Origin of the sequence: Clostridium aquiflavi, assembly GCF_031344075.1 — a bacterium.
Taxonomy (GTDB): Bacteria; Bacillota; Clostridia; order Clostridiales; family Clostridiaceae; genus Clostridium; species Clostridium aquiflavi.
The window spans coordinates 15,021-38,194 of record NZ_JAVJAN010000037.1 but is presented as its reverse complement, the minus strand read 5'-3'; the positions used below and the strand labels follow the sequence as shown (position 1 = coordinate 38,194).

Below are 23,174 nucleotides of genomic sequence, written 5' to 3'. Positions count from 1 at the left end.
TAAAAAAGGAAACTCGACTTCTGATAGTCGCTGAGTAAGTTCGAGGAGCGAAATATAAAATTCCGACTCTCACTTAACAACACTTATTAAGGGTTCTAAAAGTCCACTTACAATGCCACTGAACCTATTACATATATCAATACACATTTAAAACAGAACTTAATTTTTAAATGTGTGTTGATATATAATTTTACTTGAGAAAACGGTTACTATAATGAAGCGGAAAAAGAACAAAGAAGAATTATAAAATATAAGATTGACGATTGATAATAGAAAATAAAGCAAAAAATAGCCAAGTGGTTATAGTAAATATAATTATCTAATTAGGCAGATTTTTGTAATTATCTATTATGAATTGTCAACTGAAATAAAGGGAGGATGTAAATATGCGTTTTGTAGATATTATCAATAAGAAAAGAGAAAAAAAAGAACTGACTAATGAAGAAATTCAATTTTGGATAGATGGTGTAGTAGATGGATCTATCCCAGATTACCAAACAAGTTCTTTATTAATGGCTATAGTATTAAATGGAATGAATGAAAGAGAAACATCTTATTTAGCAAAATCTATGATGCATAGTGGAGACGTAATAGATTTAACTTCTATAGAGGGAATAAAAGCGGATAAACATTCAACAGGTGGTGTTGGCGATAAAACATCTATGGCACTTGGACCAATGGTGGCTGCTTGCGGACTTAAAGTAGCTAAGATGTCAGGAAGAGGTCTTGGACATACAGGGGGAACATTAGACAAGTTAGAATCTATTGAAGGATTTAACTGTTTCTTAACAGAAGAAGATTTTATAAATCAAGTAGAAGATATTGGTGTAGCTATAATAGGACAAACAGGAGATTTAGTTCCTGCAGATAAAAAACTATATGCATTAAGAGATGTTACTGGAACTGTAAATGCAATTCCTTTAATAGCTTCTTCTATAATGTCTAAAAAATTAGCATCTGGATCTGATACTATACTTTTAGATGTAAAGTATGGAGAAGGGGCATTTATGCATACTATTGAGGATGCTACAAACTTAGCACAAGCTATGATTTCAATAGGTAATAGTCTTGGAAGAAATACTATGGCTATGATTACAGATATGAATCAACCTTTAGGTAATACAATAGGTAATTCATTAGAAATAATAGAAGCTATTGAAACTTTAAAAGGAACTGGTCCAAAAGATTTTACTGAACTTTGTATGCAAGCAGGAGAAATCATGTTAATGCAAGGAAAGCTTGCTAAAGATAAAGATGAAGCAAGAGCAATGCTAAAAGAGGGCATTGAATCAGGAAGAGCATTTGAAAAATTTAAAGATATGGTCAAATTTCAAGGTGGTAATGTAAAAATGATAGAAGATACAACATTACTTCCAAAATCCAAATTCATTACAGAAATAAAATGTGAAAAGAATGGATACGTTGAAACACTTCATTCTGAACAATTAGGAATTCTAGCTATGCATTTAGGTGCTGGTAGAGCTACTAAAGAAGATGAAATTAATCATGGTGTTGGTCTTATACTTAATTGTAAAAAAGGTGATAAGGTAAGTGTAGGAGATACAATCTGTTATGTACATCATGATAATGAATTAAAGAAAGAATGGATAAAAGAATTACATGAAGCATTTTTAATAAGTGATAATCATGTAGAAGCTTCTTCACTTATTGAAAAAATATTAAAATAATACGTTAAGTTTTAAATTTAGCTTAATACTATAATAGAAAAAATTATTTTAATATATTTTAAATATAGACCACTCATATATATAAATAAAGGTAAGGGATTTTAATTATTTTTAATAATTGAAGTCTCTTATTTGTTTTATTAGTTTTATAAAATAGAAATATAAAGTAGAATTTAATGATGAAATAAAGAATAGTATTTGCTAGTTAAATTTTGTGAGTTTTATTTAAATATAAAAATAATTGTAACAATTGTTACGGAGCATTTTCATAATTCAAGATAAAATCTAATCATACCAAATAAAAAAATATGTCTAAGTTGAAAATTAGATATAAGTAGTAAGTGAAATAAATTTTTAATTGCTGCAATTAATTCTATCTATAAATGTATTAAAATTAAAAAAATATAGAGAAATAAAGGAGAATTTATTATGGAAAATAAAATGTTCTGTTTTCAATGTCAAGAAGCAGCAGGATGTACAGGCTGTACTATAAAGGGAGTGTGTGGAAAAACACCTGAACTTGCAAAACTTCAAGATTTATTAATATATACAACTAAAGGATTAGCAGAAGTATCAATTAGAGCTAGAGAAGAAAAAATAAAAGTATCAAGCAATATAAATCATATGGTAACAATGAATCTTTTTACAACTATAACAAATGCTAATTTTGATAATGAAATTTTTTATTTAAGAGTAAAAGAAACTATTGATTTAAAAGAAGAACTATTATCTAAGCTAAGCAATAAGGCTAATTTAAGTGAAGCAGCATTATTTGTATGCGAAACAAAAGCAGAAATGGAAGCAAAGGCACCTAAAATAGGGGTATTAGCTACTGAAAATGAAGATATAAGAAGTTTAAGAGAACTTATAATTTATGGATTAAAAGGTTTATCAGCATATATGAAGCATGCTAATGCTTTAGGATATGATGATGAAAATATTTCAGAATTTATGCAAAGAGCTTTAACAGCAGTTAATGATGATAATGTGAGTTTAGATGAGTATATAGCTTTAACTTTAGAAACAGGTAAAGTAGGCGTTGATGGAATGGCTCTTTTAGATAAAGCTAACACAGAAAGCTATGGAAATCCTGAAATAACTAAAGTTAATATTGGAGTAGGAAAAAATCCAGGAATATTAGTTTCAGGACATGACTTAAAAGATTTAGAACAATTATTAATACAAACAGAAGGTACTGGAGTAGATGTATATACTCATTCTGAAATGTTACCAGCTCATTATTATCCACATTTAAAGAAATATGATCATTTAGTAGGTAACTATGGAAATGCATGGTGGAAACAAAGAGAAGAATTTACAAGCTTTAATGGACCAATTCTTATGACTACAAATTGCATAGTACCTCCAACTGACAAGGATGTATATAAAGATAAGATGTATACAACTGGTGCAGCAGGATTTGATGGATGTGTTCATATTAAAGTAGATGAAAATGGAAAGAAAGATTTTTCAGCTATTATAGAACAAGCAAAGAAATGTGAAGCACCAACTGAAATAGAAAATGGAGAAATTGTTGGAGGTTTTGCACATGCTCAAGTACTAGCATTAGCTGATAAAATTGTTGAAGCAGTTAAAACAGGAGCTATAAAGAAATTCTTTGTTATGGCAGGGTGTGATGGAAGACATAAATCAAGAGAATATTATACAGATTTTGCAAAGGCTCTTCCAAAAGATACTGTAATCTTAACAGCGGGATGTGCAAAATATAAATACAATAAATTAGAGCTTGGTGATATTGGAGGAATTCCTAGAGTATTAGATGCAGGTCAATGTAATGACTCATACTCATTAGCTGTAATTGCTTTGAAATTAAAAGAAGTGTTTGAATTAGAAGACATAAATGAATTACCAATAGCTTTTAATATAGCATGGTATGAACAAAAGGCAGTAATAGTATTATTATCATTATTACATTTAGGAATTAAAAATATTCACTTAGGGCCAACATTACCAGCATTTTTATCAGAAAATGTAGCAAAGGTATTAGTAGATAATTTTGGAATTTGTGGAATTACAAATGTTGATGATGATTTAAAAATATTTTTAGACTAATATAATTTGTTAAGGGTAGTTATATAGATATTATTCTATAATAACTACTCTTTTATTTTAAATTTCTGTTTCCAAATAAAGTAAAATATGGTAAAATAAATATAAAGATGAGTTAAATTTATATTTAAGGGAGTGTAGTTATGATAAAACCTAGTTTTGGTAGAAAAAACAATGCAGAATTAGAAACTAATAAAATGTTTGTTGAAGAAATTAAGAAAGAAATGAATGATAAATGTGAATTAAAAGAAATTAAGTATAAAAACAATGATTTATCAATATTAAATAAAAATACTGTAAAATATATTATAAATAATTTTCCGGATATGTCTATAAAAATAAAAGAAAGTTTGTTAAATTTAATAAATACTTTAGAAAATACAATAGATTATATAGAAGATGAATCAAGTAAAATAGTTAAGGAAGATAGAAATTTTACTTTAAGTGAATCTTATAGAAAAATATCAATGGAAATATATGATATGGTTAAAGATATAGATAATTATTCAAATTGGATATCACAAGAAAAATTAGCAAATGAAAATCATATGTCTCAAGAAAATAAAATGATAATTATGAAAGAAGTAGCATGTAGCAAAATTGATGACTTAAAAGACAATGATATTGAATGTGAAATAAAAAGTGGTGGGATAGAAATATATAAAGATTTTTCTTTAAAGAATCCTAAAGCATTTAAAGTTAATGATAATATTGTAGAAGTAGAAAATTGGGATGACTTACTTGTAAAAACAGCAGAAATATTAAATAAAAAATATAAAGAAAATAAAAAATTAAAACCTATACAAAATGATATTAAAATTGCAAATAAAAAATCTAATGAAAATATTTTGAGAAACACTGTTATAGACATGTTAAACGAATACAGAATAAATCTAGAAGAGTTTAAAGTTATAGTTGACTAAAAGGATTATCTAAGAATTTTATAAAATTTATTTCATGATTTAAAATGATTTTTTTTGAATGTTTTTGACAAAGTTGATTTGATAATGTAAAATAAAAATACTTTTTAAATTTAAAGAATTTTTTTATTTATGGTATTAATGAGAACGTTTGAGAATTATATGTAGCAATAAATATAATAAAAATTAAAGAAAAGGATGAAAAACATGAACCAAAAAAAATTATTAATGAGATTGATTTTGTTTTTTTTAGGAATGGCAATAATACAACTTGGCGTAGGATTATCACTAGTAACCAATATAGGATCGGATTCATTTACTGTATTTACTCAAGGATTATCAATATTACTTAAAATTACTCCTGGAATAGCAAATATGTGTATACTTTTTGTATTAACTATAATAATTTTATTAATTAATAGAAAAAAGATAAACATTGGAACATTTATTTGCCTTATTGGGGTAGGTCCAGTTATAGATTTATCTATAAGCATATTTTCAAGATTTAATATACAAGACTACAATATGCTTATAAAAGCGCTTATTATAGTTTTAGTAAACTTTATCATTGCAGTAGGTTTTTCAATACTTTCAGCAACAGATTTAGGCGTTGCACCTAATGATATAGTACCTTTTATAATTCAAGATAAAACAAAATTCCAATACAGATGGATTAGAATGAGTTTAGATGCAATATACTTAATAGTAGGGTATCTATTAGGCGGAAAAGTGTGGCTTGGAACTATTATATCAATGTTAACAGTAGGACCATTTATTCAATTATGTCTTCCGTATGGTAAGACTTTTGTGGAAATTTTACTTGGGAACAAAAATGATATCGTTAGTAATGATATCGTTAATAATGAGAATATGAAAGAAATGGAAATTCAATAATTAAAATTTTATTTTAGTTTGTTTTATAGAAGAAGGTGGATTTATTTATATAAATCCACCTTTTTCTTGTCAGTTGTTTTATATAAAATTCTATAAGTAACTAAATTTTATATATTTGCTTAAAATATGTGTAACAAAAAAACAAAAAACTTGTTTAAATGCTAAAAATTACGATTTTTATTGTAAAAATTGTAAATTAATAGTATAATGTAATAAAATATGAAATATAAGAGATGGAAAAGAAATGATTAGAAGTTTTATAGGAAATTTTGTACAAGATATTTGCAATCATAATGGATATAGTGAAGAACAATGTGAGCAAATTCAATATACAACAACAGTATTATTTTTTGAATTTATAAAGTTGATGTCAATAATAATTATATTTTCATTAATTGGATACTGTAAAGAAAGTATTATAATAATAGGAATAATGAGTATAACAAAACCTTTTATAGGTGGATATCATGAAAATACTCAAATAAAATGTTTTATAGCAACAATGCTTATAACTACTAGTGTTATATTATTGAGTTTAAATTGTAAACTTAATTTTATAAGTAACTGTATTTTAATATTGATTAGTTTATTTTCAATATATAATACAGCACCAGTGTTAAATGATAAAATGCCAATTACGCGCCTCGAACTTATAAAAAGAAATAGAATATTAGGGATTATTATTTCATCAATTGTTTCAACAAGTTCAATATTACTATATAAATATAGTGAGCTTTATGAACTTATTACATGGACAATCTTATTTCAATCTATACTTATGTTTAACAAAATAGAAAAGATTAAATAAAGATTAAAAACGATATTATAATTTTTTTGAGAGGGTGATAATAATGAAAATAAAAGAATTAATAGGAAAAGTATTAATGGGACTAACAAAACATATGTTAATAGTTAATCCAGCTTCAGCTGCTACTGTTGGAGTAGAAGATATGCCTGAATCAATGAAAAAAATGAGATAAAAGCTCTAAAAATTAGGAGGCGCGTATTTTGCTAATAAATTTAGTCGATGCATTAAATTCAATTTTACAAGCCATTCTTTTTATTTATTTAATAGACTATTGTGTTGATGATTATTACAAAAAAAATACAATACAAAAGATAAGTGCAGTTATAGTTGTATCTTTAATAATGTGTATTATTAATTATAAGTTTGGAAATTTATCTGTATGTGTGTTTATTATACATGCGTTAGAAACATTGGTAATTAGTGGAGTTTTATATAGAAAAATTTTTTATGAATCTTTAATTGTAAATACAGTAACTTATTTTTTTATAACACTTACTGTGAATATATTTGGGAATTTATTTTTTGGCTTTTTAAAAAGATTATCTGTATTTAGATATGAAGAAATTTTAATGGTTTGCGTAATATATATTCCTAATTTTATAATGGGATTCTTTATTTTAAAGTATAAAGCAAAAATAAAAAATATATATAATCAGATAGTATCAATCAAGCCTACACTCACAACTTTAATTTTAATAAATTTTTCTATGGATTTTATATTGGCTTTTTATTTGATTTTTTACAAAAATGAATCTGAATTGTTAAGAAACTTATTAAGCATAAGTTTATTGTTATTTTTGGGTATAATAACTACTTACTTTATTAATATAGATATTAAGTCACATAAAATATTAGATTTAAATAAGAATTTATATGAAAGAAAGCTTGAACTTACAATAGTTCAAGATAATTATGCAAAAGAAATTACATATATGTATGATCTGTATTGTATGAAAAGAATTGATAAAATTGGAGAAAAACTAAAAGGTATAATTAATAAAAATAATGTAGAAGCTGATTTTAAATTAAATGAAAATAATAATTTAATTAATAATATAGTTAAAAAGATAAAGTCTGAGGATATTAATATAATAATAGAAGATGAAGGTAGCATTAATAATGCAAAGATAACAGAAATAGAACTGTATAGAATAATTTCCAATATAGTAAATAATGCAGTGAAGGCTATGAATGGATCAGGAATTTTAATAATAAAAACTTATGATATAAAAGATTATATCATAATTATTATAGAGAATAATGGTCCTAAAATTGAAGAAGAGAATATCTGTAAGATATTTGAGGCAGGATTTACTACAAAAAATAATATTGAAAAAAATCATGGATATGGCTTAAGTATTGTAAAAGAGTTAATAGAGAAGTGTGGTGGAAATATAAATTTAACGAGTAATGATGTTTCTACAAAATTTGAAATAAAGCTGCCTTTAAATTATTAATTATTAAATAATACATATTAAAAATAAAGTGTTGATATTATATCAACACTTTATTATTAGGTAAAATACTTTTTAAATTACTACATATGAAGGGGATAAGTAATGATTATAATGTTAGGAAGTGTAATAGAACTTTTTTTAGAAGCCTTAGTTATATTAAATATTATAAATTCTTGTGTGAAAAAAGATTGTAAAAAAAGTAAAAAAGAATTAGGAATAGCAATAGTATTATTATTAATATTATCTATTATAATTAATAATTTATATATAAATGATAATATGGATATTGTTTGCAATGGAATTTTATATATTATTATTATAGGAATTTTATATAAAAAGGATTTTAAAACAGCACAAATTATATGTAATAGTATTTATACGTTAATAGTAATATTATCAATAATAATCATAGGTATATTTTATCCATATATAGAATTATTAAATTTAGAAAGAGTATATTTACTAAAAACAATGTATTTTATAGTATTTATGTTAAATTACCTTTGTATGTATATATTATTTAAATATAAGAAATATATAATCAGATTTTATAGATGTATGGTTAAAGATAAAATATTTATATCTTTAACAATAGGTATAAATTTGTTTGTTTATTATAGAATAATAGTACAAAATAAAATTATGGATTTTGATAATCCGTTATTAAAGAATATTATGATTATAAATTTATTTATATTTTTCATTATAACTTCTATATATTTTAGTAGTATAAAAAAAGAAAGTGAACAAATAAATAAACTAAATATGGAATTAGAAAAGAAAAATAATGATTTAAGAAAAATTAAACATGATCAAGGAGCAGAAATTTCTTATCTATATGGATTGTATCTTATGAGCAAAGAAGAGAAACTTGGTGAAGCATTAGAAAATATAATAGACAACAATAATAAAGTTAAATCATCTATAGAAATAAATGGAAATGAAAATAGGTTTATTTCAAAAATATTAAAGCCAATTATAGAAGAAGAGACATGTATTATTATAGAGGACAATGCAAATAGAACTTTGTTAGAGATTTCTGAGTCAGAGTTATATATAGTGTTAAATAATATAATAAATTGTATAGATGGAAATAGAGGCTTTATAAGAATACAAACTTATAATATTTTAGATAAATTGATAATTAACATAGAGTGCAATGTAAAAGAATTATATAAAAAAAGAAAGTTTAGATTATTAAATAATGATATTAAAATAGATACTAAAAAATTAGATTTAGCTGAAGAATTATTAGAAAATCATAAAGGAACACTTTACGTAAGTAATATGTTTTATTCAAGTGAATTTGAAATAACTTTACCATTGGTTTAATGAAACTACTAATTGTATAAAAATATAATAGGTACTTATTTGTTATAATATATTACTTAAAAAAAGATATAATATTTTTGTTAAGTAATATAAAATAATATTGACAAATTTAAATTATGGAATTATAATTTGAAACATAAATTAAAAATTAATATTTGTTATATCTTATCAAGAGCGGTGGAGGGACTGGCCCTATGAAACCCGGCAACCAAATGATTACTTATCATTTATGGTGCTAAATCCTGCAACTTATGGAGTTGATAGATGAGAGGGTAAATTTATTTAGTATATTAAGCGCTAGAGATTTATTCTCTGGCGCTTTATTTATTATCTATAAAATTTATAACAAAGAAAATTTATGCATAATTTAATTTATAATTTAGTTTGCAAACAATCATCAATAAGCAAAAAGCAAAAAACATTTTAATTTAACAATAAAATGTGCAAAGGGGGGAATCTAATGATAGAAGTTAGGAATTTAGAGAAAAAATTTGGGGAAATAAAAGTATTAAGCAATATTTCAATAAGCATAGAAGAAGGAGAGATTTATGGAATAATTGGACATAGTGGGGCAGGAAAATCTACATTACTTAGATGCATAAATGGTCTTGAATCATACAATAAAGGTTCTTTAAAAATAATGGGAAATGATGTTTCTGATTTAAAAGGCAAAGATTTAAGAAGTTTTAGAAAAAAATTGGGGATGATTTTTCAAAATTTTAATCTTATGCAAAGAAAAAGTGTTTTTGATAATGTAGCTTTTCCATTAGAAACATGGGGGTATAATAAAAATTACATTCAAACTAAAGTTATGGAACTTCTTAAATTAGTGGGATTGGAGGAAAAAACAAAGGATAAGCCATCTAAACTAAGTGGAGGCCAAAAACAAAGAGTAGCTATTGCAAGAGCATTAGCACTAGAACCTAAAATATTATTATGTGATGAAGCAACTTCAGCATTAGACCCTAAGACTACTAAAGATATACTATCGTTACTTTTAAAAATAAATCAGGAACTTGGTATAACAATAGTTATTGTTACTCATCAAATGGAAGTGGTAAAAGGAATCTGCGAAAGAGTTGCATTGCTTGAAGGTGGAAATGTAAAATCTCAAGGTAAATGTGAGGAATTATTTTTAAAGCCTAAATCATCTTTAAAGAAGTTTCTTGGAGAAGAAGATGAAAATATATTACTAACAACTGGAGTGAATATAAAAGTGTTTTTCTCTAATGACTCTTCAGAGAATGCTGTTATAACAAAGATGGCAAGAGAACTTAATATAGATTTTTCTATAGTATCTGGAAAATTAGAAAAATTTAGAGATGTGATTCTAGGAGGGCTCGTTATAAATATAAATGAGTGTGATAAAGATAAAGTAATTGAATACTTAGAGAATAAGAAAATTTTGCTGGAGGTGATTAAATAATGCAAGAAATTATAATAATAGCTTTAAAACAAACATTAATAATGGTCTTAACCTCTACAATATTTTCAGTTATATTAGGTTTTGTTCCAGCAATACTTCTTACTATTACTTCAGATGATGGCTTAAAACCAAATAAATTTATGTATTCCATTTTAGACTTTATAGTAAATACATTGAGAAGTTTTCCATTTGTCATATTAATGGTAATAATTATGCCATTAACCAAGTTATTAGTTGGTAAATCTACTGGTACACTAGCTGCTATAGTACCACTTACAATTGCAGCAGCACCTTTGGTTTCAAGAATTATAGAATCTGCATTAAGAGAGGTTGACAAAGGAGTAATAGAAGCAGCAAAGTCTTTCGGAGCTTCAAATTTTCAAATAATATTTAAAGTCATGTTAAAAGAAGCAATACCATCAATTGTATCTGGAATAACATTAGCTTTAATAAGTATTGTAGGTTATTCTGCTATGGCAGGAACACTTGGGGCAGGTGGACTTGGAGATGTAGCAATAAGATATGGATATCAAAGATTTGAAACAGACTTTATGATAGTAACTTGTATAATATTAATCGTATTTGTACAATTTCTACAATTTTTAGGGAATTGTTTTTATGGAAAATTATCAAAGTAAATTTTAGATTAGTTATAAAATAAGCAATAATTTAAGGGGGAAAAATATATGAAAAAGAAATCTATATTATCAACAATATTAGCGGGAGTACTTATATTTAGTTTAGCAGGATGCGGAAGTATAAATAATGGGGTAGAGAGTTACAATAAAGATGATAAAACAATAAAAATAGGTGTTACCCCTATACCACATAAAGAAATAGCAGAAATAGCAAAGTCTATACTTGAAAAAGAAGGATATAAGCTTGAAATAATTGAGTTTACTGATTATGTTCAGCCTAATATAGCATTAGCAGAAGGGGATTTAGATGCTAATTATTTTCAGCATATTCCGTATTTAAATGAACAAAATGAATCAAAAGGATTAAATTTAGTTTATACAGCAGCAATTCATTTAGAACCAATGGGGTTATATTCAAATAAGATAAAGAGTTTAGATGAATTAGCTGATGGAGCTACAATAGCAATACCTAATGATCCATCAAATGAAGCAAGAGCATTAAAATTATTAGCTTCAAAAGGAATTATAAAAGTATCAGATGGTGAATTAATTACACCAAAGGATATAACAGAAAATAATAAAAATTTAAAATTTAATGAATTAGAAGCAGCAAGTATACCAAGGGTACTGGATGATTCTGAAGCAGCTGTAATAAATGGAAACTATGCAATACCAGCAGGATTTAATCCATTATCAGATCCAATAATAAATGAAGATAAGAATTCTGAAGCAGCAAAACCTTATTCAAATATAATTGTTGTTAAAAAAGGTGATGAAGAAAAAGAAAAAATTAAAGCATTAACTGCAGCATTCACTTCACCAGAAGTAAAGGAATTTATAGAAAAAGAATATAATGGTGCAGTTATACCAGTATTTTAATTATTAGGTTATGTTTTAAATAAGTGTTTATATGCATAAGCAAAGTGGACTGAGTAATTGAACTTAGGAATACTAAAAATGGGTATAGTCCCATTTTAGCTTGCTCCCAATATAAAATTGAGACAAGCAGTAAATGTGACAATACTCATTAACTATTCTCAAAGTCCAATTACAATGCCACTTTGCCTATTGCATATATAAACACTCTACTAAAACATAGCTAAGTGTTAAAATTTAACAAGAAAGTGGAAAGTTAATGTATTTAATATTTTATTTACATTAACTTTTTTATTTTATAAATAGTATTTAATATAATAAGATTAATAAGTATATTAAGTAAAAAATATAATTTATGTAAATTATTAGTATTATACAGATAAATAAGATATTATTTAATTTATTACCTAAATATAGTATAATTTTAATAATAGATAAAAATAAAATTGTATATGTAAGTTTAAAAGAATATTCTTAAAAGGAGAATATATTATGAAGATATCTAATATTAAAGTAAAATTACTAGGTGAAGATTTACTTAGCATTATAAATGAATTTGTAAAGATTGATGGATTGTATATAAATAAAATTAATATATCTAATGGAATCATAATAGAAGGAAATTTCAAAAAAGGAATTAATGTAGAATTTTCTTTAAAAGTTGAAATACTTAAATTAATAGATGGAAAAATTATATGTAGATTATCTAATTTTAAGGTAATGAATTTAGGTCTTTTTAGAATGATAAGAAGTTTTATTTTAAAAAAGGTAATTAAGGATTTTAATGATAAAGGTATAACGGCAGAAAAAGATAAAATATCAATAGATATAAGAAAAATATTATATGATATTCCATTCGTTGACTTTACGTTGAAAGAAGTGTTTGTAAAGGATAAAGAACTTTGGGTTGATTTAGAAGAAATTAATATTTCTTTAAATGGAAACTTAATTAAAGAAAAAGTTATAGAAAAGGTTGAAGAAAACGATATAGAACACTGCAATGAACTGATTATTGTTAATAAGGTAAGAGATAATTATTCATTAGGAAGAGAATTATTATCAAATAAGTTACCTGAAAAAACTAAAAAGTTTAAAGAATATATATTCCTTTTACCAGATATAATATCTTTAATATATAGATTATTAAAAGATAGAAGAGTTCCAATAAAAACTAAATTAATATTATCATCGGCTATTGCATATATAACATTACCAACGGATATAATACCAAATAATATACCATTTATAGGATCAATAGATGAAATTGGAGTAGCATTTTTTGCATTAAATAACATTATAAATGATGTTCCTATGAATGTGATTATAGAAAATTGGGAAGGTAAGAATGAAATAGTTACAGTCTTAAAAAGTGGTTTGGAATATTTGATAAACTTTACAGGTGCTAAAAATGTTGAGAAATTATGTTTAGTAATAACTGAATTAACAACATTATAAGATTAAGAGTTTAATTAGTGGAAGGAATAGAACAGTGGGAAAAAAAGTTTATGCGATAAAAGAAGGTTTTGACTTTAAAAATAATAAAAAAATAGAAGATAAAATAGTTGATACTTGGGCGGAATGTTTAAGCTATGTTAAAGGCGTAAAAAATGCTAAATATAAAAGTTTTACAGATATATCAGAAGCAAAACAATTTTTAAATAATAAAAATAATTTAATAAGTAAGTTAGATGGAAAGTACCCTGAGGATTGCTTACATATATATGTTGATGGCAGTTATAACATTGGTACATCACAATATTCTTATGGTGTAGTTGCAGTTAAAGATAATGTTGTTGAGTATATTGATAGTGGAATTGGAGAAAGTAATCATACTAATAACATAAGACAAATAGCAGGTGAATTAAAAGGTGCTATAAAAGGGGTAGAGTATGCTTTAAGTTGTGGAGAGAAAAAAGTGGTTATTTTTCATGATTATGCAGGTATTTGTTATCATGCGACAGGTGCATGGGAAAGAAAAGAAGCATCATCTAAAGAATATTATAAAAGAATGCAGGAATTAATGAATAGTGGTATAGAAGTTATATTTGTAAAAGTAGACAGCCACACAGGAGATTTTTTCAATGAACTTGCTGACGAAAAATGCAAAGAAGCTTTAGATATAAAGTCAGATAAAGTTGTTGAAAAGTGGATTAAAAATAATGTGGTAAAAGTTATAAACAAAGAGTTAAAGTTAAGCATAGAAGCATTAATATCAAACTATTTTGATAATGTAGTAGTTATTAATGATAAGAATAGCATTGATAATTATAAAAGTGAAATTATTAATAGAAATGAAGTTAATGTTATAGAAGATAAGTTTGAGAATATGATTGATGAATATAAAATTGATAAAGTTAAAGGTAAAAAATTAATTTCTAAATTGTTAAGTAAACAAAAAGAGGAAATGATTTTATATTTGTTAGAAAATAAATGTAAATTTATAAAATAAGTCAATAATTTCTTGGAATAAATTTAAAAAAAATACACAACCTATTTATAGAATAATTAATATAATAAAAATATAAGAGGTGTTTATTATGGGTAAATTTACTAAAGGGATTGTCGCAGGAGCATTAATTAGTACAGCAGTAGGAATGGTAGTTATGCCAAACTTAGATCGAAGAACTCAAAGAAAAATGAAAAAAGCTGGAATGAAAATGAGAGATATGGCTGAAGATACATATGAAAATATGATGGGTTGTTGTATGAAATAAAAATATATTTATTAAAGGAGCTGTTACAAAACTAATTTGAAAGTTAGTTTTGTAACAGCTAATTTTTTTGTCTTTTTTGTTCTCAGCAAGAAATTTTATAAGAAAATTTTAAAATAGATGTTTATATTATTAAAAGTTATATAAAAAAATATATTAAATATAATGTAATTACATCAATATTGCATAAAAATGTAAAAGATACATAAAAAATAGAAAAATAATAATAATTTGGTGTAGTTTATTGTGATTTTATGGTATAATTATTAATATAATAATTCTTGGTATAGAAAAGAGTTGAAAAATGTGGAAATCCTGTCATTAGGTGAAAAAATAAAGACGCGACGAAAAGAACTAAATATGACATTAAAAGATTTAGCAAAGAATAGAATAACTCCTGGTCAAATAAGTTTGATTGAATCAGGAAGGTCAAATCCATCAATGGACTTGCTTGAATATTTAGCAGCAACATTAAATATAAGCATTGAACATCTTATGGAGTCAGAAGAAAGTCAAGCTGAAAAAATAAGTATTTATTACGAACAAGTTGCAGAATCATATATATTATTAGAAAATTATGATATTGCACAAAAATACATAGAAAATGCTTTGTATTATTCAGAAAAATATAATTTAGAATATAGAAAAGCAAGATTGTTATTTATAACAGCACAAATATATATTTATAAAAAAGATTTTCAAATGGCACAGAAGTTTTTCTTATCTTCTAATGTTATATTTATTAAAAATAATAATTATGAACAAATAATAAAAACGTTTTTAAACTTAGCTAAAATAACAATAAATTTAAGAGCATATCATTCTGCTAGTAGTTATTTAAGACAAGCAGAAAAAGTATATTTAGATAATAATATAGAGGATGATTTTCTATTAGGAGAAATATACTATAATATGGCACGGACTTATTTTAATATAGAAGATTTAGATAAAGCATTAGAATATTCAAATGTTGCCAAGAAAAAATTAGAAAGAACTTATAGTGATAGGGGTTATGCAAAAACATTACTTGTTTTAGCTGAAGAATTCAATAAACGAGGAGATTTATCGAAAGCTACTAAATACTCTAAAAAGGCATTAGAAGTGTATAGAAAATTAGAACATAAAAAGAGTGTAGTAGAAATAGAGCATAACTTAGGTAAATTATTTTATGAATTGGATGATTTAGAAGAATCGTTTAAGCATTATAAAATATCCCAAAAAGTAATTAATCAAAATGAATTTGAAAATGAAGTAGATGTTTTAATAGACATATGTAAGTCACATATAAAACTTAAGAATATAAAAGAATGTAGAAAAATAGTAGAACAAATTGATAAAGTTATAAACGAAAGCGATTTTGATAGATTAATAGAATGTAAATTAATACAATATATAATTTTTAACATATCAGAAGAATATGAAGATGCCCAAAAAATGATCATGGAAGCATATGCTAAAGCTAAAGAAAGCAAAAATTTATTAAAAGCAGGCGAAATAGCCATGAAAATAGGTAAGCATTTTATGGATAAAAAAGATGAAAATAGAGCAAGCAATTATTTAAATGAAGGAATTAAATTTTTTGAAGAGTTAGGATTAATAAAATAAAATTAATTCATAGTATATAATGAATCAATAAATATAAATGGGTGATTTAAGTGGAAATATTATCTACAGGGGAAAAAATAAAAAGGGCTAGAATTTTTAAAGGCATTACATTAAAAGACTTATGTGGAACTAAAATTTCAATTTCTAAAATGAGCTGTATAGAAAATGGAAAAGTTAAGGCTGATAAAGAATTATTAGAATATATATCAGAAAAAATAGGAATTGAATTGAATTATTTAATACAAGATGTATACGATCAAATATCAAATAATTTAGAATTAGTAAAAAAGACATTGTCTTCAGATCCAGAATGCGAAAATAAGCTGAAATACAACTTAGAATATTCCTTGAAATATAAATATAATGATTTAGCATTTGAATTAATACATATACTATTTACTTATTATGTTGAACAAAGTAAAGTTGAAAATATTCAATTAATAGTTTCTCAATATTATGATTTATATCAAAAAAATAATAATATTGAAAATACATTAATATATTTTAAGGATATGGCTAGATACTTATATGAAAATAAAGAGTATTTGGAATCAATAGCGTACTACAATAAATTAAGAGAAATTCTAAATCAAGAAAATAAAGAAATAGATGGAGAAGAGTACTGTTTAATTTTATATAATGAGGCTATTTGTTATCAAAGATTAAATAAATATGAAGAAGCATATGAACTTTTATCAAAAGTAATTAAAGAGATTGATAAAATAAATAGTGACTCAAATAAAGGGAAGATATATCATGCATATGCAACTTTATGTATTAAGTTAAATAAAGAGTATGCTGAAGACTTTAAAAATAAAGCTTTTGAATATCAAAGGCATAATCCTATAACTTTAGCATTATCTAGGGGAGATTATGGTAAATATTATTTTCAAATAAATAATAGGGAAAAAGCCATACAAGAAATAGAAGAGGGGATAAAGACATTCCCAGATCATAATAAAGAAAAATATGTAGAGTTTTTAAATTCTTGTACTAAGATTTTAATAAAGAATTCAGAATTTGAAATTGCATCTAAAATGGCAGATGAATCTTTAAATATCGCAATTTCTACTGATAATATATCTTTATTAAAGAAATCATATTATTTAAAGGGTACAATACTTCAAAAATTAGGAGATTATGTACAAGCTGAAAAATATATGAACATAGCATTAGATGCTTTGTTTAAATCTGGTACGAAAGAAGAACGTAAGGAAAGATATATAGATATGGGAAATATGTATTATAAACTAGGTTCTATATCTGATTCATTAAAATATTTTAATTTAGCTTTTTGTGTAGATAAGAGAATATAAAAATTAAGGGGTATCTTTTACTGCTATTAAATATCAAGTTAAATTTAATATTTATGAACATTAAATTTAAAAAAGTATGTATTTATAACATGTTTATGTTAACTAGTATAAACGTGTTATTTTTACATACATAATAATTTTGATAATGTGAATTAAAAGTTAAATATCTTCATAGATATAGATTAAGAAAGATAATTTTAAAGGAGCGGTTTGATGAAATTAATTTCTGTTTACCCTTCATCTATATCTGTGATCAGCAAAAGATTTAATGAAGAAAATTTTTATGAAAATAAGTATTTACCAGTAGGAAATGTGGTGGGAACTGACAGTAACGTTTTTAGGACACTAATGATGTTTGATATAAAAGATACGGTATTAAACACCTATAAGATAAAATCTGCAACATTAAATTTATGTGTAGAAAAAAATATTTATAGTTTTAGAAAGGTTTCAGGGAATAAAGTGTTCCTAAATAATAATACTGAAGAATATAATCCTTTAGGGGTTAGTTGGAATAATGCACCTAGTTATGAGTACACAGGCAATTTCTTAATTATTGAAGGAAATAAAGATAAGAATTTTATAAGTGTAGACGTTTCCAATATAGTTAACAAGTGGTTTAATTATTATGATAAGAATTTTGGATTAACAATAACAGGCATGGAAGATGTAGAGAATTGTATAAGTATATTTTCTTATTCTAGAAATAGAAATAAGCCTTATTTATCATTGGAAGTTGAGGCGTAGAAAAAATAATGTCATTAAAAAGTTCTATTAAAGATTCAGTTTAATAGAACTTTTTTATTTTTAAAACATACTTTGACTTTCTTTGACCTTTGTATTATTATATATTTAAAGAACAAAATATATAGTGAAAATAATAGAGGAGGCAATAATAATGAATATAGAAAAAATGACATTAAGAGTACAACAAGCTTTAAGTGATGCTAATGTTATAGCAGTTAAATACAATCATCAACAAATAGATGTAATTCATGTTTTTTCTGCTCTAGTAAATCAAGAAGATGGATTAGTACCTAATATTTTTACTAAGATGGAAATTCAAGTAAAGTCTTTAAAAGATAATTTAGATAGAGTAATTGATTCAATGCCTAAAGTATTAGGTGAAGGTGCATCAAATGCAGGTGTTTATATAACACGAAAAGTAGATGAAGTTTTAATTAAAGCAGAGGAAATATCTAAGCAATTTGAGGACTCTTATATAAGTGTTGAGCATTTAATGTTAGCTATAATGGATATTGAAAAAAATGGAGAAGTGGCTAAATTATTAAATAAATATAATATTACTAGGGATAAATTTTTGAAAATTTTATCAGAAGTTAGAGGAAGTCAAAGAGTTGATACGCAAGATCCAGAGGGAACTTATGATGCACTGGCTAAATATGGAACTAATTTAGTAGAGTTAGCTAAAAAGCATAAATTGGATCCTGTTATAGGCAGAGATGAGGAAATAAGAAGAACTATAAGAATTCTGTCAAGAAGAACTAAAAACAACCCTGTTCTTATAGGTGAACCTGGTGTTGGTAAAACAGCAATAGTTGAAGGTTTAGCTGAAAGAATAGTTAGAGGTGACGTACCCGAGGGGTTAAAAGAAAAGATTATATTTTCTTTAGATATGGGATCATTAATAGCAGGGGCTAAATATAGAGGTGAATTTGAAGAAAGATTAAAAGCTGTTTTAAAGGAAGTTCAAAATAGTGAAGGTAGAATAATTTTATTTATAGATGAAATCCATACTATTGTTGGTGCAGGTAAAACTGATGGGGCTATGGATGCAGGTAACTTAATTAAGCCATTACTTGCAAGAGGAGAACTTCATTGTATAGGTGCAACAACATTTGATGAATATAGACAATATATTGAAAAAGATAAGGCTTTAGAAAGAAGATTTCAACCTGTAATAATAGAAGAACCTACTGTTGAAGATACAATTTCAATATTAAGAGGATTAAAAGAAAGATTTGAGATACATCATGGTATAAGAATACATGATTCAGCAATCGTATCAGCTGCAAAATTATCAGATAGATATATTCAAGACAGATATTTACCAGACAAAGCTATCGATTTGATTGATGAAGCAGGTGCTATGATAAGATCAGAGATAGATTCTCTTCCAACAGAGTTAGATATAATAAGAAGAAAAATATTTAAACTTGAAATTGAAAAGGAAGCTTTATCAAAAGAAAAAGACGAAGGGTCTAAAAATAGATTAGTAGATTTAGAAAAAGAATTAGCTGGACTAAAAGAAGAAAATGATGAAATGACAGCTAAATATGAAAAAGAAAAAGTGCATATAGTTGTTTTAAAAAATATTAAGGAAGAATTAGATGAAGCTAGAGGAGAATTAGAAGTTGCTCAAAGAAATTATGAATATAACAAAGTAGCTGAAATTCAATACAGTAAGATTCCAGCATTAGAAGAAAAACTTAAAAATATGGAATTAGAAGTTAAAGAAAATTATGAAGGTGCTCTTTTAAAAGAAGAAGTTACAGAAGAGGAAGTTTCACAAATTTTATCTAAATGGACTGGAATACCTGTAAGTAATATACTTGAAGGTGAAAGAGAAAAACTTTTAAGATTAGAAGAAGAGATGAGCAAAAGAGTAATAGGTCAAGATGAAGCTATTGAGTCTGTTACAAATGCAATTCTTAGAGCTAGAGCAGGGCTTAAAGATATTAATAGACCAATAGGATCATTTATTTTCTTAGGACCAACAGGAGTAGGTAAAACAGAACTTGCTAAAACTTTGGCTAGAAATCTATTTGATTCAGAAGAAAATATTATTCGTATTGATATGTCAGAATATATGGAAAAACATTCAGTATCAAGATTAGTTGGAGCACCTCCAGGATATGTAGGTTATGATGAAGGCGGACAATTAACAGAAGCAGTTAGAAGAAATCCATATAGTGTAGTACTTTTTGATGAAATAGAAAAAGCACATGATGATGTTTTTAATATATTTCTTCAAATTTTAGATGACGGTAGATTGACTGATAATAAAGGAAAAACAGTAGATTTTAAAAATACTATAATTATAATGACTTCTAATATAGGGAGTAATTATTTATTAGAGAATAAAAGTGAAGATTATATTGAATCAAGCATAAAAGAAGAGGTAATGAATCAATTAAAATTAAGATTTAAACCAGAATTTTTAAATAGAGTTGATGATATAATAATGTTTAAACCATTATCAGAAAATGGAATAAAGAAAATAATAGATATATTCTTAGATGAGGTTAAAAATAGATTAAAAGATAAGAATATAGAACTAGAAGTTACTGATTCAGCTAAATCAATAATGGTTAAAGAAGGCTATGATCCAATATATGGGGCAAGACCTCTTAGGAGATATATTCAAAATACTTTAGAAAATAGTCTTGCAAGAATGATAATTAAAGGAGATTTGATTTATGGATCTAAAGTAATAGTTGATGGATGCAATGAAAAAATAATATTGAAACCTGTAAATAATTAAGTTTTATTTATTAAAAATATTTTAATAATATAATTCGTGAAATTAGAACTTCTGATTTAAATTATATTTACAAACTTTATAATAGGCCCTGTTTTAAATGCGTGTGGATATATGCAATAGGTAAAAATAACATTGTAATTGAATTTTTAGAACACTTAATGAGTATTGTTACATTTACTGCTTGTCTCAATTTTTATATTTGAAACAAGCCAAAATGGGACTATACTCATTTTAGTATTTATATGTCCAGCTTTTCTTATGCACATATCAACACCATGCTAAAACAAAGCCTTATGATAAAGTGTAAAAGGAGATAGAATACTCCTTTATATTTAATAAATTGTTTTATATACGATTTATTTTAAATGAGAATTTGTTTTATCTGAAAAATTTCAGTTTTTCATAATTCTATGTTTAAAATGAAAGTCATATATTAATTTATTAATATTAGAGTATATCTATCTCCTCTTTTGGTACACAGTCAGAATACTATTTTATGCCAGATTCGTATTGTTGTACCATTCTCTTAACCATTTCTCCACCAACGCTTCCACATTGCTTAGAAGAAAGGTTACCATTGTAATCAGTAAATGGAACACCCATTTCATTTGCTACTTCATTTTTGAATTTTGCTAACCCGTTTTTTGCTTCTGGTACTAATGAATTTGCCATAATATATTCCTCCTTAATCTAATTATAAATAATTTTTATTTGCTAAGCTTTTCTGCTTTGCAGTATTATTTTGTGCCATATGATAAAATATACTCTATGTAATGAGAGGAATATCAGTAAAAATTAATTATAAAATCCAATAAAATACATTTTAAAATAAAATACAATAATAATATTAAATTTATTCAATTATATCTCTAAAACTAGGTACTCCAAATAATGATTTAGCAGATTTAACTCCTCTTAAAATAGCTTTTTCCATTACTCTTGCAGCCAACATCCCAACGGTAGTAACATCAGAGTTAACTTTATTAGTTGCCATTGTAAATATTGTATCTCCATCAAACATAGTATGAGCTGGATACATGGTTCTAGCGTAACCATTATGAGCCATAGAGGCAACTTTATTTGCTTCTGCTTTAGTGAAATTTGCATTAGTGGCAATTATGCCAATAGTAGTATTCCCTTTAAATGGATTGATAGGATTTTTTAAATTAGATAAGATTAAATTTTCTGTATTTAAAAAATTATTATTTTTACGATCATAAGCTCCAGAAATTATATTTAAATTTTGAGGATCTACTACATCACCTAAGCAGTTTACAGCTACCATTGCACCAACCTCTAAATCTCCAACTTTAATAGCATAAGTACCAAGCCCACCTTTCATTGAAAAATCTGGTCCTAAAAATTTTCCAACAGTGGCACCAAATCCAGCACCTATATTACCGTTTATATCATCATAGTATTCTTCAGAATTTAAACACGCTTTAATTCCCATAAATTTATCAGGTCTTACTTTAGGATTGCCAAAAGCTAGATCAAACAATACTGCTTGACATACTATTGGAACTTTAGCAACGGTTACATCAAATCCAATATTTTTATTTTCTAAATAGTCCATTACACCACTAGAAGCATCTAAACCAAAAGCACTACCACCAGATAAAACTACAGCATGAATTTTATCCACCATTTCCATAGGATTTAATAAATCTGTTTCTCTTGTACCAGGTGAACCACCACGAACATCAACACCACCAGTTGCTCCATTTTTACAGATGACAACGGAACAACCAGTTCCACCTTCTTTATTTTCAGCATGTCCTATCTTTATACCATCTATATCACAAAATCTAATTTCTTTCATAAAAAATATCTCCTCTAGATTTTAATTAACTGTACAGCTTTAATTATAAATACATCAACACTCTGATAAACAGAGCCTAATTTTTAATATTGTTTATAATAAATAA

At 25.3% G+C, this 23,174-nt stretch carries 20 protein-coding genes and 1 riboswitch; of the genes, 18 read left to right on the top strand and 2 right to left on the bottom strand.

Features of this window, described 5'->3' with window-relative positions; translation table 11 throughout:
- Nucleotides 1-386: 386 nt before the first annotated feature.
- The 18 genes from RGC78_RS13125 (at nucleotide 387) to clpB (ending at nucleotide 21,246) form a co-directional block, all read left to right on the top strand.
- Nucleotides 387-1,688, top strand: a complete 1,302-nt coding sequence (locus RGC78_RS13125) for a pyrimidine-nucleoside phosphorylase (protein WP_309556782.1) — start codon at nucleotides 387-389, stop codon at nucleotides 1,686-1,688.
- A gap of 429 nt (nucleotides 1,689-2,117) precedes the next feature.
- On the top strand, nucleotides 2,118-3,761 hold the full coding sequence (gene hcp / locus RGC78_RS13120) for a hydroxylamine reductase (RefSeq protein WP_017353447.1): 1,644 nt from the start codon (nucleotides 2,118-2,120) through the stop codon (nucleotides 3,759-3,761).
- 140 nt (nucleotides 3,762-3,901) lie between these two features.
- Nucleotides 3,902-4,681 carry a viral A-type inclusion protein gene (locus tag RGC78_RS13115; protein WP_309556781.1) on the top strand — a complete coding sequence of 260 codons (780 nt, stop codon included), beginning with the start codon at nucleotides 3,902-3,904 and terminating at the stop codon, nucleotides 4,679-4,681.
- 204 nt (nucleotides 4,682-4,885) lie between these two features.
- Nucleotides 4,886-5,572: a YczE/YyaS/YitT family protein gene (locus tag RGC78_RS13110; RefSeq protein ID WP_252230486.1), complete on the top strand. Its 687-nt coding sequence runs from the start codon at nucleotides 4,886-4,888 to the stop codon at nucleotides 5,570-5,572.
- Between the two features lie 244 nt (nucleotides 5,573-5,816).
- Nucleotides 5,817-6,380: an accessory gene regulator B family protein gene (locus RGC78_RS13105; RefSeq protein ID WP_309556780.1), complete on the top strand. Its 564-nt coding sequence runs from the start codon at nucleotides 5,817-5,819 to the stop codon at nucleotides 6,378-6,380.
- 43 nt (nucleotides 6,381-6,423) lie between these two features.
- A complete protein-coding gene (locus RGC78_RS13100; RefSeq protein ID WP_286674683.1) occupies nucleotides 6,424-6,552 on the top strand; it encodes a hypothetical protein in 129 nt (42 codons plus the stop codon).
- A gap of 28 nt (nucleotides 6,553-6,580) precedes the next feature.
- Nucleotides 6,581-7,837, top strand: coding sequence for an ATP-binding protein (locus tag RGC78_RS13095; RefSeq protein ID WP_309556779.1), 1,257 nt, complete (start codon nucleotides 6,581-6,583; stop codon nucleotides 7,835-7,837).
- A gap of 102 nt (nucleotides 7,838-7,939) precedes the next feature.
- Nucleotides 7,940-9,169: a histidine kinase gene (locus tag RGC78_RS13090; RefSeq protein WP_252238675.1), complete on the top strand. Its 1,230-nt coding sequence runs from the start codon at nucleotides 7,940-7,942 to the stop codon at nucleotides 9,167-9,169.
- 162 nt (nucleotides 9,170-9,331) lie between these two features.
- A riboswitch (SAM riboswitch) is annotated at nucleotides 9,332-9,440 on the top strand.
- A gap of 189 nt (nucleotides 9,441-9,629) precedes the next feature.
- Nucleotides 9,630-10,595 (top strand): methionine ABC transporter ATP-binding protein, encoded by a 966-nt coding sequence (locus tag RGC78_RS13085; protein WP_012425094.1) that lies wholly within the window; start codon nucleotides 9,630-9,632, stop codon nucleotides 10,593-10,595.
- Entirely contained in the window at nucleotides 10,595-11,233 is a 639-nt protein-coding gene (locus RGC78_RS13080) for a methionine ABC transporter permease (protein WP_012424363.1), read from the top strand. Before RGC78_RS13085 ends, RGC78_RS13080 begins: the two co-directional genes overlap by 1 nt.
- Nucleotides 11,234-11,281: 48 nt before the next feature.
- On the top strand, nucleotides 11,282-12,112 hold the full coding sequence (locus RGC78_RS13075) for a MetQ/NlpA family ABC transporter substrate-binding protein (protein WP_309556778.1): 831 nt from the start codon (nucleotides 11,282-11,284) through the stop codon (nucleotides 12,110-12,112).
- Between the two features lie 489 nt (nucleotides 12,113-12,601).
- Nucleotides 12,602-13,564: a YkvA family protein gene (locus tag RGC78_RS13070; RefSeq protein ID WP_309556777.1), complete on the top strand. Its 963-nt coding sequence runs from the start codon at nucleotides 12,602-12,604 to the stop codon at nucleotides 13,562-13,564.
- A 34-nt stretch (nucleotides 13,565-13,598) separates the two neighbouring features.
- Nucleotides 13,599-14,558 (top strand): ribonuclease H family protein, encoded by a 960-nt coding sequence (locus RGC78_RS13065; protein ID WP_309556776.1) that lies wholly within the window; start codon nucleotides 13,599-13,601, stop codon nucleotides 14,556-14,558.
- A gap of 88 nt (nucleotides 14,559-14,646) precedes the next feature.
- Nucleotides 14,647-14,823 carry a YtxH domain-containing protein gene (locus RGC78_RS13060; RefSeq protein WP_012425744.1) on the top strand — a complete coding sequence of 59 codons (177 nt, stop codon included), beginning with the start codon at nucleotides 14,647-14,649 and terminating at the stop codon, nucleotides 14,821-14,823.
- A 303-nt stretch (nucleotides 14,824-15,126) separates the two neighbouring features.
- Nucleotides 15,127-16,425, top strand: coding sequence for a helix-turn-helix domain-containing protein (locus RGC78_RS13055; protein ID WP_309556775.1), 1,299 nt, complete (start codon nucleotides 15,127-15,129; stop codon nucleotides 16,423-16,425).
- Nucleotides 16,426-16,475: 50 nt separating this feature from the next.
- The gene (locus RGC78_RS13050) at nucleotides 16,476-17,741 is read left to right on the top strand and encodes a helix-turn-helix domain-containing protein (protein WP_309556774.1); all 1,266 of its coding nucleotides are present in this window, start codon (nucleotides 16,476-16,478) and stop codon (nucleotides 17,739-17,741) included.
- 213 nt (nucleotides 17,742-17,954) lie between these two features.
- The gene (locus RGC78_RS13045) at nucleotides 17,955-18,488 is read left to right on the top strand and encodes a DNRLRE domain-containing protein (protein WP_252233963.1); all 534 of its coding nucleotides are present in this window, start codon (nucleotides 17,955-17,957) and stop codon (nucleotides 18,486-18,488) included.
- A 151-nt stretch (nucleotides 18,489-18,639) separates the two neighbouring features.
- Nucleotides 18,640-21,246 (top strand): ATP-dependent chaperone ClpB, encoded by a 2,607-nt coding sequence (gene clpB / locus RGC78_RS13040; protein ID WP_309556773.1) that lies wholly within the window; start codon nucleotides 18,640-18,642, stop codon nucleotides 21,244-21,246.
- A 489-nt stretch (nucleotides 21,247-21,735) separates the two neighbouring features.
- Here the strand turns inward: clpB and RGC78_RS13035 are convergent, their stop codons facing one another.
- Nucleotides 21,736-21,918 carry an alpha/beta-type small acid-soluble spore protein gene (locus tag RGC78_RS13035; protein ID WP_012423416.1) on the bottom strand — a complete coding sequence of 61 codons (183 nt, stop codon included), beginning with the start codon at nucleotides 21,916-21,918 and terminating at the stop codon, nucleotides 21,736-21,738.
- Nucleotides 21,919-22,099: 181 nt separating this feature from the next.
- A complete protein-coding gene (locus RGC78_RS13030; RefSeq protein WP_309556772.1) occupies nucleotides 22,100-23,068 on the bottom strand; it encodes a P1 family peptidase in 969 nt (322 codons plus the stop codon).
- Nucleotides 23,069-23,174 lie beyond the last annotated feature (106 nt).